This is a genomic window from Arthrobacter sp. HS15c, assembly GCF_040812005.1.
Lineage (GTDB): Bacteria > Actinomycetota > Actinomycetes > Actinomycetales > Micrococcaceae > Arthrobacter.
This window is the reverse complement of sequence record NZ_JBFOHM010000006.1, coordinates 279211-295080: the sequence shown is the minus strand read 5'-3', so window position 1 is coordinate 295080 and position 15870 is coordinate 279211. Positions and strand designations below refer to the sequence as shown.

Sequence of the window (15870 nt, the reverse complement as noted above, 5' to 3'; positions counted from 1 at the left end):
CCCTGCGAAAGGCCATCTTTGCTCTCCGTACAGCACCTCCATGCGAAAGGACGGCGGGACGATCTGCTCCCGCCCACCTCACTGCAGGCCGGCAGGGGTGAGTTGCTCCTGGTCTCAGCTGACCGCCAGGACCATCGGACAGCCCTGGCCCTGACGCTCAGCGGCCGGATGAAGCCCACGGAGGGAAGCATCAGCTGGGACGGGGACGCCGGGATCAAGCGCCGCCGGCTGGCCAGCGCCCTGGTCGACTCCCCCGGCGTTAATGAACCCGAGCAGCACCTGAGCGTCCGCGACCTTGTCACCGAGGATCTGGCGCTGATCCCGCGCCGCTACCGGGGCGCCCTGCTCAGCACGCCATGGCTCAAGGTCAACAGCTTCGAGGACATTGCGGACCTGTGGACCGAACAGCTGGCGCCGGACAAGCGCATCGAACTGCTCACTGCCCTGGCCCTCGCCAACCCGCACACCGATCTCCTGGTCCTCGATTCCCCGGACCGGCACACTGCGGACACCTCCGAATGGCTGCCCCGCCTTGAGCAGTTGGCGTCCGACGGCGGCCGGCCGCTCGCCGTCGTCGCCACCGTGGCTGCCATCCCGGCCGGGTGGACGGGACCCGCGGCCGCTGTCGGCAACGCCGCAGTTGCCACCGAAGCCGACGACGGCGGCGCCGACCTGCGGAATGACGGACAGCCCGACATCCAGGCGGACGACGTCGGGCCTGCAGAAGCGGATGACAGAGACCTCCTACGCGAAACAGAGGACGCCAAGTGACTGTGCTGCGGCTGGCCCGCTCCGAACTCAAACGGATGACCGGCGGGCTCCTGCCCAGGCTGACCATCCTGGCCATGGTCATGGTGCCGCTGCTTTACGGCGCCGTATACCTCTACGCCAACTGGGATCCGTACGGCAACCTGGACCGGATCGACGCCGCCCTGGTGGTGGAGGACACCGGCGCCACGTCCAGCGACGGATCCGTGCTGCAGGCCGGGACCAAGGTGGGAGACAGCCTCGTGGAGGGCAACGTCTTCAACTGGCAGACCGTCCCCACCGCCGAGGAAGCCGACCAAGGCGTCAGCGACGGAAAGTACGCCTTCGCCCTGAAAATCCCCAAGGATTTCTCCGCGAACCTGGTGTCTCCCGGCAGCTTTGACTCGGCCAGCCAGGCCATGCTGAATGTCACCACCAACGACGCCAACAACTACCTGCTGAGCACCATCGTGGACAAACTGACCACCTCCGTCCACACCACGGTGGCCAAGGAAGTGGGAGAGGAAACCGCCAACCAGCTCCTGACAGGCTTCGGCACCATCCACTCGCAAATGCTCAAGGCAGCTGATGGCGCCGGTCAGCTGGCCAATGGCGTCGCCACTCTTCGCGACGGGACCGTCACCCTCCACGCGGGCACCACGGAGCTGAGCAACGGGGCCAGTGCGCTGTACGCGGGGCAGGTGAAACTGCGCGACGGCGCCAACCAGCTCACCGACGGCGCGGGCCAGCTGAGCAGCGGGCTGTCCCTGCTGAAAGACAAGACCGCCACCCTGCCCACCGACTCGCAAACCCTGGCGAACGGCGCCGCCCAGGTGGCCGCCGGAAACGCCCAGCTGAACACCAGGGTCCAGGACATGGTGGCCCAGCTCGACGCCGCCGACCAGGGGCTCCGGACCCGGGTGGTCGAATCCAACAACCGCCTGATCGCCTCCGGAGTGCTGACCCAGGAGCAGGCTGACAGCATCCTGGCAGACTTCGACGCCATGGCAGCCTCCAGCCCGGTGGCTGCAGCAAAGACCAAAATCCAGACGGACGCCGGACAGATCCAGCAGCTGGCTGCTGGCTCCGAGGCCGTCAGTGTGGGTGCTGCCCAGCTCGCCGCAGGCACCCCTGCCCTGAGGGACGCCGTGGCACAAGCCTCCGGGGGCGCCGACCAGCTCCACACCGGGGCGGCCACGCTCGCCACAGGCCAGCAGTCGGCGCTTGACGGTGCAGGCCGGCTCTCCGAAGGCGCGCAAACGCTCGACGCCGGCGCGGGGCAGCTCGAGGCAGGCGCCGTCACCGCGGCGGACGGCTCCCGGACCCTGGCCAACGAAATCTCGAAGGGCGCGGGCCAGGTGCCCAATCCCGACGACCAGCAGAAGAGCAGCCTCTCCGAGGTCATTGCCGACCCCGTGGCGGTGACCAACGTGTCACAGGCCAAGGCAGACTCCTATGGGGCTGGACTCGCGCCCTTCTTCCTGACACTGGCCCTGTGGATCGGCATCTTTATGCTCATCCAGGCCATGCGTCCCATCACCCAGCGCGCCCTGGCCTCCAACGCCCCGGCGTGGAAGATCGCCGTCGGAGGCTGGCTGCCCTTCCTGGCCGTATCCGTGGTGCAGGCAACGCTGCTGACCCTGGTGGTGAACCTGGGGCTTGGACTGAACCCTGCGCACCCCGTGCTGATGTGGCTGTTTATGCTGGCCGCGGCGATGGCCTTCAGCGCGATCATCCAGGGCGTGGTTGCCCTGCTGGGATCCCCCGGGAAGCTCGTGGTGCTGATCCTGCTGGTCCTGCAGCTCGTCTCCTCCGGCGGCACCTTCCCGTGGCAGACCACTCCCGAGCCCCTCCACGTGGTGCATGAGGTCCTGCCCATGGGCTACGTGGTGACCGGCATGCGGCACCTGATCTATGGCGCGGACCTGTCCATGATCGTGCCCACTGTCCTTGGCCTGATGGGCTACACCCTGCTGGGCGCCGCGATGTCCACGCTGGCGGTCCGGAAGCGCAAATACTGGACGCTCAAGACGCTGAAGCCCGAGATCGCGGTATGAGCCAGTCCGTGGAGGTTCCGGCGCACGGTCCGGCGCGGCACGGTTCTTCCGGCCAGGGTCCTGCCGAAAAGAAGCTCCGGCCGGCGCGGACCAACGCCACCCGGCAGAAGCTCTTTGACGCGTCCATGGAGCTGATCGGCGAGCGGGGGGCCGCCGGGGTCACCGTGGATGAGATCGCCGCCGCCGCCGGTGTCTCGAAGGGCACGGTGTATTACAACTTCGGGAGCAAGTCGGACCTGATCGCGCAGCTTCTGCGGCACGGCGTGGACATCCTGAAGGCACGCCTGATGAGCGCCGGCGGGGCCGCGGACGCCGCATCCGGTACAGCGGGGCACCCGCCCACTGATCCGCTCGTGGCGATGGAACAGATGATCGGCCAGGCCATGGATTTCATGGCCGAATACCCGTCCTTCGCCCGGCTGTGGGTCAGCGAAAACTGGCGCACGCCCAGCGAATGGCGCGACACGTTCGCCGTGCTCAGGGCCGAACTGCTGGCAGTGATCGGCGGTGCCATCGAATCAGTGGCTGCCGTCTACCCGGTGGACCGGTCCATATCCCGCGGCAGCCTGGAGACAGCCATCTTTGGTGCGTGCTTCGTGGTGGGGCTTGACCGGCAGACCTACAACCCCGAACGCACCCGTGACCAAAGCGTTGCAGCAATCATGGCAATCATGCGCGGCTACGTGGTGAAGTAGCGCCGGCCTCGGGGATGATTGATCCCATGCGCCACATCGGTAACAGCGGGAAGTTTGCCGTGATAGCGGCCGTCGCCGCACTGGGCATGCTCGTGCTGACCGCCATCACCCTGGAAGAGGCCGTCATGGTCACCTTCCTGGGGCTCCTTGCCCTGGCCTACGTCTCGGCGGTCGCGGAGGTCCTTGTCCGGCGGCGCCGCCTGGCCCTGCTGGCCACCGGGGCGGGAACCAGCCTCACGATCGCATTCTCCCTGGCTTTCCTCAGCACCTGGGAGCTGGCCTTTGCCAACCAGTCCTCGTTTCTGGGGACACCGCTCCCCACCGGGGATCCGGACAACTACTTCTACTGGGCCGCAGCATCCGCCGTGTCCACGCTGATGGTCCTGTTCCTTGGAGCGGTATGGCCTTCGGGCGGGCGCCTGGGCGACGGACGGCGCAAGCCCTCACCGGCCAAGCGCCGGCCCGCTCCCGCTGCGCGCCGGCCGGCCGCCAGGGCCGCAGCTGCCCGGGGCACGGCTGCCGGTCGCATCGCTGCTGGGGGCGCCGCCCAGCAACGTGCAGCTGCGCAACGCAGTGCCGCCCAGCGAACATCCGCCGCGCGGGCTTCCGGTCAGGGCGCTTCCGGTCAGGGCGCATCCGGTTCCCGCGCACCCGCCCGGCTGCCTGCCGCTGCAGCCAAGCGGCCGCCGTCGTCCGAGTCCCCGGTCCGCAAACCGGCACCCAAACCGGGCACCAGGACAGCGTCCCGGCGCTGACGCGGGGCGGCCCTGACGGTGAGAACCGCCGTCGCCACCCCACCGAGGAGCAGGAGCCCGCCGGCCAGCTCGGCAAGGGTTGGCACTTCCCCGAGCGCCAGCCAGGCAGCACTCATCCCCACGACGGGCACCAGCAAGGTGAACGGAACCACGGCCGACGACGGGTAACTGGCCAGCAGCCGGTTCCAGATTCCGTACCCCACCAGCGAGGCGAAGATGGCGGTGTACAGCGCGCTGAGGATCGTGGCAGGCTGCAGGTCAGCCAGCGTGCCAAGCACGGCGTCCGGACCGTCCACCAGCAGCGACAGGGCGGCAAGGGGCAACGGCACCACGGCGCCGGACCAGACCACCAGCCCCAGCCCCGAGGCGGCTTTGGCCTGGCGGGCGATGACATTCCCGGCGGCCCAGGACAGCGCAGCTCCAAGAACGATAATGAGCGGCAGCAGCGGGGCGACGGCGCTTCGGCCCACGGCCACCACGGCCAGTCCCGCGACGCCAAGGACGACGCCGGCCAGCTGGCGGCGGCTGGGCCGCTCCCCCAGGAACCCGGCGGCCAGGAGCACGGTGAGCAGCACCTGCGCCTGCAGGACGAGGGAGGCCAGGCCCGCCGGCATGCCGAGCGCCATGGCCAGGTAGAGGAGGCCGAACTGGCCTGCGCTCATAAAAAGCCCGACGCCGATGATCGCCTTCCAGCTGATGTCCGGTTTCCGGATGAAAAAGATCCAGGGAAATACCACCAGGACGAACCGCATGGCCACAAACAGCAGCGGCGGAACCTCGCGGCCATTGGCATGCAGGCCGAAGTCGATGGCTACGAAGTTCAGGCCCCAGAGGACGGCGACCAGGGCGGCAAGGAGGGAGTGACGGAGGTTCACGGTCCCACTCTGGCATTATTGCCAATGAAGCACCAGCGTTGAATTCAACGCATCATCATGTACATTTGCTTCATGATTGAGATCGGCTCACTCCGGGCCCTGGCGGCCATTGAACAGCACGGATCCGTCATCGCCGCATCCGAGATCATGGGCTTCAGCCCCTCCGCCGTCTCGCAGCAGATCAAGAAGCTGGAAAAGCAGACCGGATTCGCGGTACTGGAACGCCGCGGCCGCGGAGTGCTGCTGACCGAGCGGGGACTGACCCTCGCGGCCTACGGCCGGCGCATCCTGTCGGAGCTCGAGGAACTTGAATCCACGCTGTTGGCGGATCCGGCCAAACCGACCGGGCACCTGAAGGTTGTTTCCTTTTCCACCGCCTGCCGGGGCCTCGTCGGACCGCTGCTCGGACGGCTGGCTTCTTCCGGCGCGGACCTGGAGGTCAGCGTCCTGGCCGAGGATCCGCGGGAAGCCGTGGCGCGGGTGGCCAACGGTGAAGCGGACCTCGGTGTGGTGCACAACTGGAATTCCGTCCCGCTGGTGATCCCGGAGCATATGACGCTCGAGTGGCTGTGCGAGGACATGGCTGACCTGCTGGTGCACCGCAGCCATCCCTTGGCTGGACGCAGCCAGGTGGAACCGGCGGACCTCGTGGATGAGAGGTGGATCAGCACGCCGCACGGCGCCATCTGCAACGAGGCCCTGCTGCGGATCTTCGCCGACCTTGGCCGGGTGCCGGACATCCGCGTCTATGATCCCGACTTTGCAACGCACATTGCCCTGGTGGAGCAGGGAGCCGTAGTGGCGCTGGTCCCCCGGCTGGGCCGGCCCGCACTGCCCCCGGACGTAGTTACCGTGCCCCTGGTGAACCCCGCGCAGGTCAGGCAGGTGGGGATGGTTTACCGCCGGACCATGACGGCGAGTCCGGGCATCCAGTACGTGGCCGGGCTGCTGCGTGAGGTCAGTGCGCGCGCGGAACCTTGAACTTGGTGATCCGGGCGTCCTGCCCGTCGAGTTCCGCCCAGGTTTTTTCGGTTTCCAGGACCGTGAGGGCGCTGGTGGGATACCTGGTGGCGGCGTCCATGTAGGCATCGTGGTCGGAGTCCCGCGAGGCGAGGTGCATGGCAAGGTCCTGGACCCCTGGCATGTGCGAGATGAGCATCAGCGTGGTGACGGTGTCCGGCACATGGTTGACCACGGTCAGCATGCGCAGCGCCGAGGCGGCGTACAGGCCATCCTCGAGCTTCGGCGTCGGGGCCTTGTCCCCCAACTCGGAGCACACCCACGTGCACGTCTGGCGTGTCCTGAGGGCGCTGGAACACAGGATGAAGTCGGGGACAATGCCGTGCTTGAGGAGCCACCTCCCCGCCAGGGGCGCCTCGCGGTGCCCGCGCTCTTCCAGCGGCCGTTCGTGATCGGCAACCCCGCCCGGCCAGTCAGCCTTGGAATGGCGCATAATCACCAGGCGCTTGATGTGGTGGTCACTCATGCCCCAAGCCTAGCGCCCACACACGCCAGCGGCGCCGCCGTCGAACATCAGCGAACGCGTCACGCAGAGCATGGTTTCGGCCGCACGAAAGGCCCAGACACGCGCAAAGGCAAGCCCGGCCGAGGAAACCGAACCCAAAAGCATGCCCGGCGTGACACCGCAGGGCCGCGTCCCCATCAGCCGCGGAGGCCAATGCTCACGAGCCCGGACTGAACGCGAAAAGGCGGCACATCCCGGAAGCGCCGTTGTTGCGTGAGGTACGAGCGCAGGCGCAGAGGGATCGTGCCGCCTTTTGGCGGTGCTGAAGTTTGACTAGATCGAGTATTCCGGAGCGGCCCAGACAACAACTTCCGGGTGCTCGTAGAAGCGGTAGCCCTGGCCGCGGACGGTGCGCACGGTGTTGGCGAGGCGTCCCAGTTTGGAGCGGAGGCGGCGGATGTGGACGTCGATGGTCCGCTCGTTGGGGACTTCCTCGGCGTTGCGCCAGAGGCCCTCGAGCAGTTCGTCGCGGCCCACGGTGCGGGTGCCGTTCTCGACGAGGTAGTTCAGGAGCTCGAACTCCTTGAAGGTCAGGTTCAGGGATTCGCCGTCCAGGTGGACTTCGCGGCGGGCGAGGTCGATCAGGACGCCGGACGGGCGAGGATCCTGGGCCTGCTGCTGGCGTGCGGTTTCGGTGCGCTGGCGTGCGTTCACCGTGGGGTCGCCGAAGGTGGAACGGACGACGTCGAGCGCGGAACCGGGGGTGCTGGCCGGTGCGACGGCCACGGCCGCGTAGCTTTCGGCGCCGGTCACCAGGGACTGCGCGTAGGCTCGGATTTCCTGGGCGAGCTTGGCGATGGAGGTCCCGGCCGCAGCTGCGGTTTCCTCGTCGATGCCCATATAGAGGACGAAGCCGCGGGCAACGTTGTCATTGGCCACCGGGCGGACAGTGTTCGGGCCCGCCACCACCGGGGTGGGAGCGGTGACGGGCGCCGCGTCGGCGGGCTGAACAGCGCGGAGCTGGCCGTAGGAGTTGGGGTTGTAGCCCTGCGGGGCGTAGCCGGGGGCGGGGAAGCTGGTGCCGGGTGCGGCAGGAGCGAACGCCGGGCGGGCGCCGAAACCCTGGCGGAGGCCGGAGGGCTGGGCGGCCTTGCTGGCGTTTCGGACAGAGATGTGGACGTATCCGGATGCAACTGACATGGATTGCTTACCTCAATGTGAATGGCCGTCATCGCGGCTCGAATGCTTGGTTTCCCCGCAATGAGATCTGGGGAGGGGCGCCCGACGCTGGGCTGGGGGGCGAATGCCTAGGAACTTCGTGGGGTAATGAAGGTCAGGCGTGCATTCGACAACAGCGCATGTCGGCAGCAGCGGGTGTGCTGGGCCAATATTCTGCGGCTGCAGGTGCTGTTGAGTTCTTGTTCACAATTGAAGTGTGCAACGTAACAATGACAACTTGCAAGTAACAATGGGCGCAACGTTCCGCATAGTGAGACGAATTCCGAGAATGTGGCTCAGATCACGATTCTGGGAGACCAATAAAATAACAGGTGTTTTCTAGAACGATTGGTTGGAAAACCACTTTTCCCGAATAATATTCGCCAATGATCCCGAATATGCCATCGAGATTCACCAGCCGTGGAATTGCTGAAACACGCCCCCTGGTTTAGTGCCATGTCCAGCTCCTCCGCCATCCGGACAAAAAATTTTCCCGCCGATCTGTCGCCGGAAGGGCCGCGACCCTTAACTGGCGTCCAGGCAGAACGCCGCTGCGGACTTTCCAGCTCGCTAGGCTGGGATTCACAGCCCGCGCACAGGAAGCCCATAGCGCGGGCTAACCGACAGATCGGAGAGTTGTCCCATGGCCACTTCGCACTCCATGACCAACAACCTTCCCCAGCTCACCCACCCGGACGGTTCCCCCATCCGCGCCCTGGTGGTCGACGACGAGCCCAGCCTTTCCGAACTGATGAGCATGGGTCTGCGCATGGCCGGCTGGTCGGTAGCCGTTGCCGCGGACGGCCCCGAGGCGGTAAAGCTTGCCAAGGAGTTCCGCCCGGACGTCCTGGTCCTTGACGTGATGCTTCCCGGGTTCGACGGCGTTGAGCTGCTGACCAGGATCCGCGCCTTCGCGCCGGAGGTACCTGCGCTCTTCCTGACCGCCAAGGACGCTGTCCAGGACCGTATTGTGGGCCTGGCCGCCGGCGGCGACGACTACGTGACCAAACCGTTCAGCATGGAGGAGGTCCTGCTCCGGCTGCACCGGCTGGTGCAGCGCTCCGGAGTGGCTGCCATGGACACCGCAGAACTGGTGGTGGGCGACCTCGTCCTCAACATCGATACCCGCGAAGTGACCAGGGCAGGCGACCAGCTCCAGCTGACCGCCACCCAGTTCGAGCTGCTCCGGTACCTCATGGAGAACCCCAAGCGGGTCATCAGCAAGGCGCAGATCCTGGACCGGGTCTGGGACTACGACTTCGGCGGGCAGGCCAACATCGTGGAGCTGTACATCTCCTACCTCCGCAAGAAGGTGGATGCCGTGCATCCGCCCATGATCCACACCGTGCGCGGCGCCGGATACGTCATCAAGCCGGTGGAATAGGCCGTGTCCTCACTTTCCGGTGTTGCGCGCACGCACGGCCGGAGCTGGCTCAAGCCGTCCACGTGGCACCTGCGCACCCGCCTCGTCCTCGTGGCCATGGCCCTGCTGGTGGCCATCTGCGGAGCGGTGGGCCTGTTCAGCTACGCGTCCATGGATTCGTTCCTGACCCGCCAGCTCGACGAACAGCTCAGCCAGGCCGCATCCCGCTCCAACGACCCCGGCCGCCCGCCGCTGGGTGGCTTCAACGGCCGGCCTGACCCGCTCGATTCCCGCGGCCAGAGCGTGGGCACCCTCAACGCCCGGATCCTGGACAGCCAGGTCAACAGCGCCGGGTTCCTGGCCTCCGACACCACCCGCTCCCCCCTGTCGGCCCAGGACAAAGAGATCCTTCTTGCCCTCCAGAAAGACTCCAGCCCCGTAGACAGGACCCTCTCCAACGGCGATTACCGGCTGGTGGCGGTGCAAACCAACTACGGCGATGTCCTGGTGACCGGGCTCCCGCTCGCCGGGAAGGAAAGCACGCTCACCTCGCTGGTGTGGACGTTTGTGTTTGTTTCCCTCGGCGGGCTGGTGCTGATCGGCCTGGCCGGGACCATCCTGATCCGGCGCACCATGCAGCCGCTGGAGCAGCTGTCCGAAGTCGCTACCCGCGTTTCGCGGCTCCCGCTGGACGCCGGCGAGGTGGCACTCGCGGTGCGCGTCCCGCCGTCGAACTCCAACCCCGGAACCGAGGTGGGCAGCGTAGGGCACGCGCTGAACCTCATGCTGGACAACGTGGCCAGTGCGCTGCAGGCGAGGCAGCGGAGCGAGACCAAGGTACGGCAATTCGTTGCCGATGCATCACACGAGCTGCGTACCCCGCTGACGGCGATCCGCGGCTACACCGAGCTGATGCGGATGACCGAGAATTTCACCCCGGATGGGCGGAAGTCGCTGGCCCGGGTTCAAAGCCAGTCCGAGCGCATGACCACCCTGGTGGAGGACCTGCTCCTGCTTGCCCGGCTGGATGAGGGCCAGCCGCTGAAACTCAGCGAAGTGGACCTCACGCAACTGGTGGTCGAGACGGTCAGCGACGAGAAAGTCATCGCACCGGGCCACAACTGGCACCTGGAACTTCCGGACGAGCCACTGGCGGTCAACGGCGACGCCTCGCAGCTGCGCCAGGTGCTGGTCAACCTGCTCTCCAACGCCCGCAAGCACACGGCTCCCGGCACTACGGTGACCACGGCCGTGATGAGGTCCGCTGACGGCAGTGCCGTGGTGACGGTGACGGACGACGGCGGGGGGATCCCGGCCGAATTCGTGGACCACGTTTTCGCCCGGTTTGCCCGCGCAGACGCGGCGCGCACGGGCGCGGCACCGTCTGCCGGAGCCGCGGCGTCGGAAGGCACCAGCGGCCTGGGCCTGTCCATTGTCCAGTCCATCGTGGAGGCCCACGGCGGGAGCGTGGAGGTGACGTCCCGGCCGGGCCGGACCGAGTTCGCCCTGCGCCTGCCAGTGGTTTCGTGATCAATGCAAGGCAACGCACCGGCGTCGTGATCTCTGTTACCAAAATGTGACTTAATCGCCAGGCTCCTGTACCGTCGATTAGGTGCGGTTCCCTATTGGGCCGCATGTCCGGAGGACGCCAAGCTCTGCCGCTTCCCGGATTCCGCTTGACCAGGCAGAGGCGGGGGACCCAGAGTCCCGGGCATTTGATGCCCTTGGGGTGAAGCCAGCACGTGATGTTTCCGTGTGGCCGGATGCCCTCATCCGAACCCGACAGCTAACTCCGCAGGTGTGAGAGGCGATTCATCATGTCTGAATTTAAGGTAGAAGCACGCCCGCAGAGCGGGTCAACACATTCCCACGGCCGCCGCAGGCTCGCTGAAGCGGAAGCACCGGCACCCGCAAAGGCCACGTCCCGGCTGGCTAAAATCCCGTCTTTGGGTCGCCGTGCAGCCGTGTTCACCGCTGCGTGTGCCCTGCTCATCGGCGTGGGTGCCGCTGGCCAGGCCTCTGAGTCCAGCCTTCCGGTAGCCGCCAGCGAAACCCAGCCGTCGCCCGAAGCATCCGCTGCCGCCGACATCCAGTCCAATTTGAGCTTCGAGAAGGCCGAAATCCAGGCGCAGCCCGCCCCGGCACCCGCACCGGCTGAGATCAGCGTTGCACCGCAGGCCGCCGAGCCGGCACCGGCACCTGCCCCCGCTCCTGCACCGGAACCGGCGCCTGCCCCCGTGGTGGCCGTCAACGATCCGGCCGGAGCCCAGGCCTACGCTGCCGGCCAGCTCGCCAGCTATGGCTGGTCCGCTGACCAGATGCAGTGCCTGCAGACGCTGTGGACCAAGGAATCCGACTGGACCACCACGGCCACCAATGCGAGCAGCGGCGCCTACGGCATCGTCCAGTCGCTGCCCGCCGAGAAGATGGCTAGCGCCGGTGCGGACTACCTCACCAACTACCGCACTCAGATCAACTGGGGCCTGAACTACATCCAGGAGCGCTACCAGTCGCCGTGCGGTGCCCTGAACTTCCACTTGTCGCACAACTGGTACTAAGCCGGCGTCTCCGGCTTCCGACCAACGCAGGCAGCAGGCCCTGAATCCCCCGGTTCAGGGCCTGCTGCTTTTGGCGTCGCCGCCTCCACAGCAGCTTCACAGCCATGGCCTAAAGCGCTCACAACACCGGACGCCATCCTTGATGCATGACACCTACAGGCCAGGCGCAACGCGCACCGCAGCGGACCGCCCCCTTGCCCGCGACGCCGGCAGCCGAGTCCCGCTGCCACCCTGTTGATGTCCTGCCCGGAGTACCTGTCCTTGAGGTGGCTGTCCCTGTCTATAACGCGGAACAGAGCCTCGAGGCCGCGATCCGCCGCCTCCACCGGCACCTCAGCAGCGCCTTCCCGCAGTCGTTCCGGATCACGGTCGCTGACAACGCCAGCACGGACGGGACGTTGAGGATTGCCGAGCGGATAGCCCGGGAGCTGCGCGACCTGACCGTTATCCGGCTGAGCGAGGCAGGGCGGGGAAATGCCCTGCGCACTGTCTGGCTCGCGTCGCCGTCGCCGGTCCTGGCGTATCTTGACCTGGACCTTGAGCCGTCGGCGCTGGACCCGCTGCTGGCTCCGCTGTTGGCGGGGCAGGCAGATGTGGCGACCGGCGCCCGCAGGGGCAATCCGGCGTCGGGCCCACTGCGGCGCGGGTTCCTCCCCCGGTGCCTCAGCCTGGTGCTCCGGTCGGTGTCCGGCGCACGGTTCAGTGATCCGCAATGCGGCGCAAAGGCCATCCGGTCCGAAGCCGCCCGGCGCCTCCTCCCCCACACCGCCAACAACTCCTGGTTCTTCGACACCGAACTGCTGGTCCTGGCCAACACCTGCGGCCTGCGCGTACTCGAGGTGGCCGTGGAATGGACCGACGCGTCGGATTCCAACGTCGATTACAGCCGGACTGCCCTTGCTTATCTCCGCGACGCAGGGAGGCTCCGGCGCGACCTGCGGTCCGGCCGGATCCCGGTGCCCGCGGTCCGGGCTTCCCTGTCCTGCGGCTCCGGGCCATACTTGGGCCATGAAATTCACCACCACCATCCTGGGCAGCGGCAACAAGGCAGGCATTGAGGTTCCGGAGGAGGTTGTCGCCGCCCTCGGCGCGGGCAAGCGTCCGCCCGTTGTAGTGACCATCCACGGCAAGAGCTATCGGAGCAGCATCGCGGTGATGGGCGGGCAGAACATGGTCGGTGTGAGCACCACCAACCGGGAATTCACGGGCGTCGCGGCCGGCGACACCGTCGAGGTGGACGTGGAACTGGATACCCAGCCGCGCGTCATCGAGGTTCCGGGCGACCTGGCAGCAGCGCTGGCTGCGGAACCTGACGCCCAGGCGTTCTATGCCACGCTGAACTACAGCTCGCAGCGCCGCTACGTGGAGCCGCTCGGGGATGCCAAAACGGCGGAAACCCGGGCCAGGCGGATCGCGAAGGTGGTCACCGACCTCAAAGCCGGAAAGAAATGACCTGCCTGCCCGCCGCGTCCGTTTCCACTGCGGCAGTGACCGCGCTGTAGTCGCGTATATGGAGAACGCCGTCCGGCAGCGGGCCCGTGTTGGGGCCGACGGCCACGGTCCGGATGCCCGCGGCCACCCCGGCTGCGATTCCGGCCGGCGCATCCTCGAACACAACGGCGTCCGCCGGCTCCACGCCTAGCAGGCCTGCCGCCGTCAGGTACCCTTCCGGGTGCGGCTTGCCCCGCGTCACCATTTCCGCCGTCACGGCAGCGGCCGGCATGCTGAGCCCCGCAGCGTCCATGCGGATATCAGCCAGGATCCGGTCCGCAGAGGTCACCAGCGCCACTGCCTCGGCGGGCAGGCTCCGGAGCAGTGCGGCGGCGCCTGGCACCGCAACGATGCCGGCCGTCCGCACCCGCTCCATGGCGCCGAGTTCCTTCGTGAGTGCCACGACGTCGGCCCCGGCCGGAGCGAACCGGCGCACGGTATCGGCCGCCTGGATGCCGTGGGACGTGCGGAGGATTTCAGCAATGTCCAGCCCGTAGCGGCCGGCGAATTCGCCCCAGACCTGCTCCACCACCGCCGTCGAATCCACGAGGGTGCCGTCCATGTCAAAAAGGACGGCGCGGCAGGTGAGCGTGCGGGAAGCAGCAGGCGCGGGGAGGTTCATGCTCCCCATTTTGCCCCAGGTTTTGACCTAGGCGTCTTTTGACCTAGGCGTCGCGTCCCGGGATGTACTGCACGGCCCATTTGTTCCCGTCGGGGTCGGCAAAGTAGACGAAGTGCCCCCAGTCCTGAATGTCGATATCGCTCACATCAACGCCGTTGCCCTTGAGGTGGTCGTGGGCGGCTTGGATGTCGCTGACCACCATCTGCAGGCTCGGGGCCGTGCCTGGAGGGGCGTCATTGAGGCCTTCGCCGATGCAAATGGAGCAGGCCGAGCCTGGCGGCGTCAGCTGGACGAAGCGGATGCCGTCCATGGGCCGCTCGTCGAAATCCGGGTTGAACCCCACCTTGTTGACATAAAAGTCCTTGGCGCGGTCGACGTCGGATACAGGCACAAAAACGAGTTCAAGTTTCCAGTCCATCCGCACAGGCTAACCGGGCGGCGGTGAATCCGGAACCCCCGGAAATTCGCGGGCGGCCCGGGCGCAGTCCTGCAGACGGCCGGGGGCTCAGCCGTGCTGCGTTCCTCGGCCGGTCCCAGGCTCAGCCCGGCCTAGCCTGCGATCCCGTACAGGCGGTCGCCGGCGTCACCCAGGCCGGGGACGATATAGGACTTCTCGTTGAGCTTCTCGTCGATTGACGCCAGGACGATCGTCACGTTGGCGTCGGCGAGTTCCTCTTCCAGCTTGGCCAGCCCTTCCGGGGCGGCAAGGAGGCAGATGCAGGTGACGTCGGATGCGCCGCGTTTGAACAGGAACTTGATGGCCTCCCGCAGTGTGCCGCCGGTGGCCAGCATGGGGTCCAGCACAAAAATCTGCCGGTCCGTGAGGTCGTCGGGGAGCCTCTCGGCGTAGGTGATGATGTCCAGGGTTTCCTCGTCCCGGGCCATGCCCAGGAAGCCAACCTCTGCGGTGGGGACCAGTTTGGTCATGCCTTCGAGCATTCCCAGGCCGGCGCGGAGGATGGGGACCACCAGCGGTGTGGGCTTGGTGAAGGCCGTGCCCACCGTGCTGCTCACCGGTGTCTCGATGGTGACAGGCTGGGTGCGGACGTCGCGCGTGGCCTCGTAGGCAAGGAGAGTCACCAGCTCTTCCGTCAGCTGACGGAAGACCGGGGACGGGGTGTTTTTGTCCCGCAGGACGGTGAGCTTATGGGCGACCAGCGGGTGGTCCACAACGAGAGTGCGCATGGGTCAAAACTACCATCCGGGCAGTGAGGCCCAGGGCCTGGATTCAGCCCGTCTGGTCGTCCCGGAGGACGGGGTGTTCGAACGTGGGTGCCGGGCCGGCGTGCTCGCGTTTGCGCAGCAGATGGAACAGCCGGTGCGCCAGGATCACCACGCCTACCCAGGCCAGCCCCAGGAACCAGCCCGCCATCACGTCCGTCAGCCAGTGGTGCCCCAGGAACACCCGGCTCAGGCCCATGGCGATGATGAAGATCACCCCGGCGGCGATGGCCGTGATGCGCGCCCAGAGGATCTCGAACTGAAGGCACATGATGTACACCAGGACCCCGATTACCACCGTGGTGTTGAGCGTGTGGCCGCTGGGAAAAGAGGGCGAGGATTCGTACGGCGGGACGGCTTCGGAGTGGTCCGGGCGGGTGCGGCCGACAAGCCTTTTGCCGACAGTGGTTGCAAACGTGGAGACGGCAGCCGCTCCGCCCACCAGGATGATCGGCCGCCAGGTTCTGCTCAGGAAGGTGAGCCAGGCAGTGATGATGCTGGCCAGGATGGGCATGCCGATGCCCCCTCCGATGTTGGTGAAGGCAGTTACTGCGGTGTCCAGGGCCGGGTTGCGGAGGTCCTGGGACAGCTGCAGTGCGGGCAGGTCCAGGGACGCCAGGCCCTGTTCATCCACCACGTCGCCATACACCTCGGCACCCAGCAGCGCCATGATGATCACCAGCGTGCCGCCCACCAACAGTGTGGTCCACAGCGCAGCGTACGGCTTGAACCATCGGCCCAGGCGATCCCTAAGGGTGTCCACGTCCATGTCGCCTCCCCGGCGTCAATGCTTTGCAAGGCTG

General features: G+C 66.9%; 16 protein-coding genes and 1 riboswitch. Of the genes, 9 read left to right on the top strand and 7 right to left on the bottom strand.

Annotation, left to right across the window (positions count from 1 at the left end; all coding sequences use genetic code 11):
* The first annotated feature begins 18 nt into the window (after positions 1 to 18).
* Genes ABV518_RS12270 through ABV518_RS12260 form a run of 3 tightly spaced genes read left to right on the top strand, consistent with a single transcriptional unit; the run spans position 19 to position 3499 of the window.
* Positions 19 to 771 (top strand): ABC transporter ATP-binding protein, encoded by a 753-nt coding sequence (locus tag ABV518_RS12270; RefSeq protein ID WP_367767359.1) that lies wholly within the window; start codon positions 19 to 21, stop codon positions 769 to 771.
* Entirely contained in the window at positions 768 to 2804 is a 2037-nt protein-coding gene (locus tag ABV518_RS12265; RefSeq protein WP_367767358.1) for a YhgE/Pip family protein, read from the top strand. The genes ABV518_RS12270 and ABV518_RS12265 overlap by 4 nt, the downstream gene beginning before the upstream one ends.
* A complete protein-coding gene (locus ABV518_RS12260; RefSeq protein ID WP_367767357.1) occupies positions 2801 to 3499 on the top strand; it encodes a TetR/AcrR family transcriptional regulator in 699 nt (232 codons plus the stop codon). Before ABV518_RS12265 ends, ABV518_RS12260 begins: the two co-directional genes overlap by 4 nt.
* Positions 3500 to 4124: 625 nt before the next feature.
* Here the strand turns inward: ABV518_RS12260 and ABV518_RS12255 are convergent.
* Positions 4125 to 5129, bottom strand: a complete 1005-nt coding sequence (locus tag ABV518_RS12255) for an EamA family transporter (protein ID WP_367767356.1) — start codon at positions 5127 to 5129, stop codon at positions 4125 to 4127.
* A 72-nt stretch (positions 5130 to 5201) separates the two neighbouring features.
* Here ABV518_RS12255 and ABV518_RS12250 point away from each other — a divergent pair, with 72 nt between their 5' ends.
* Positions 5202 to 6110, top strand: a complete 909-nt coding sequence (locus ABV518_RS12250) for a LysR family transcriptional regulator (protein WP_367767355.1) — start codon at positions 5202 to 5204, stop codon at positions 6108 to 6110.
* Here ABV518_RS12250 and ABV518_RS12245 read toward each other — a convergent pair.
* Complete coding sequence (locus ABV518_RS12245) at positions 6088 to 6615, bottom strand: histidine phosphatase family protein (protein ID WP_367767354.1); 528 nt, start codon at positions 6613 to 6615, stop codon at positions 6088 to 6090. The genes ABV518_RS12250 and ABV518_RS12245 overlap by 23 nt on opposite strands.
* A 312-nt stretch (positions 6616 to 6927) precedes the next feature.
* A complete protein-coding gene (locus tag ABV518_RS12240) occupies positions 6928 to 7794 on the bottom strand; it encodes a winged helix-turn-helix domain-containing protein (protein ID WP_131133562.1) in 867 nt (288 codons plus the stop codon).
* A gap of 661 nt (positions 7795 to 8455) precedes the next feature.
* Between ABV518_RS12240 and ABV518_RS12235 the strand changes: the two genes are divergently transcribed.
* The 5 genes from ABV518_RS12235 (at position 8456) to ABV518_RS12215 (ending at position 13185) form a co-directional block, all read left to right on the top strand.
* Positions 8456 to 9196: a response regulator transcription factor gene (locus ABV518_RS12235; protein ID WP_367767353.1), complete on the top strand. Its 741-nt coding sequence runs from the start codon at positions 8456 to 8458 to the stop codon at positions 9194 to 9196.
* A gap of 3 nt (positions 9197 to 9199) precedes the next feature.
* The gene (locus ABV518_RS12230) at positions 9200 to 10705 is read left to right on the top strand and encodes a sensor histidine kinase (RefSeq protein ID WP_367767352.1); all 1506 of its coding nucleotides are present in this window, start codon (positions 9200 to 9202) and stop codon (positions 10703 to 10705) included.
* Positions 10706 to 10828: 123 nt separating this feature from the next.
* Positions 10829 to 10987: riboswitch (cyclic di-AMP (ydaO/yuaA leader) on the top strand.
* A 5-nt stretch (positions 10988 to 10992) separates the two neighbouring features.
* Positions 10993 to 11733 (top strand): hypothetical protein, encoded by a 741-nt coding sequence (locus ABV518_RS12225; protein WP_367767351.1) that lies wholly within the window; start codon positions 10993 to 10995, stop codon positions 11731 to 11733.
* Positions 11734 to 11879: 146 nt separating this feature from the next.
* Positions 11880 to 12791, top strand: coding sequence for a glycosyltransferase (locus tag ABV518_RS12220; protein WP_367767350.1), 912 nt, complete (start codon positions 11880 to 11882; stop codon positions 12789 to 12791).
* Positions 12742 to 13185 carry a YdeI/OmpD-associated family protein gene (locus tag ABV518_RS12215; protein WP_367767349.1) on the top strand — a complete coding sequence of 148 codons (444 nt, stop codon included), beginning with the start codon at positions 12742 to 12744 and terminating at the stop codon, positions 13183 to 13185. The genes ABV518_RS12220 and ABV518_RS12215 overlap by 50 nt, the downstream gene beginning before the upstream one ends.
* Here ABV518_RS12215 and ABV518_RS12210 read toward each other — a convergent pair.
* The 4 genes from ABV518_RS12210 to ABV518_RS12195 all read right to left on the bottom strand — a co-directional run bounded on the left by ABV518_RS12210 (position 13166) and on the right by ABV518_RS12195 (position 15836).
* On the bottom strand, positions 13166 to 13846 hold the full coding sequence (locus ABV518_RS12210; protein ID WP_367767347.1) for an HAD-IA family hydrolase: 681 nt from the start codon (positions 13844 to 13846) through the stop codon (positions 13166 to 13168). The genes ABV518_RS12215 and ABV518_RS12210 overlap by 20 nt on opposite strands.
* 43 nt (positions 13847 to 13889) lie before the next feature.
* Entirely contained in the window at positions 13890 to 14264 is a 375-nt protein-coding gene (locus ABV518_RS12205) for a VOC family protein (protein ID WP_367767346.1), read from the bottom strand.
* Positions 14265 to 14395: 131 nt separating this feature from the next.
* Entirely contained in the window at positions 14396 to 15031 is a 636-nt protein-coding gene (upp, locus tag ABV518_RS12200) for a uracil phosphoribosyltransferase (RefSeq protein WP_367767345.1), read from the bottom strand.
* Between the two features lie 43 nt (positions 15032 to 15074).
* Positions 15075 to 15836, bottom strand: a complete 762-nt coding sequence (locus ABV518_RS12195) for a phosphatase PAP2 family protein (RefSeq protein WP_367767344.1) — start codon at positions 15834 to 15836, stop codon at positions 15075 to 15077.
* Between the last annotated feature and the right edge of the window lie 34 nt (positions 15837 to 15870).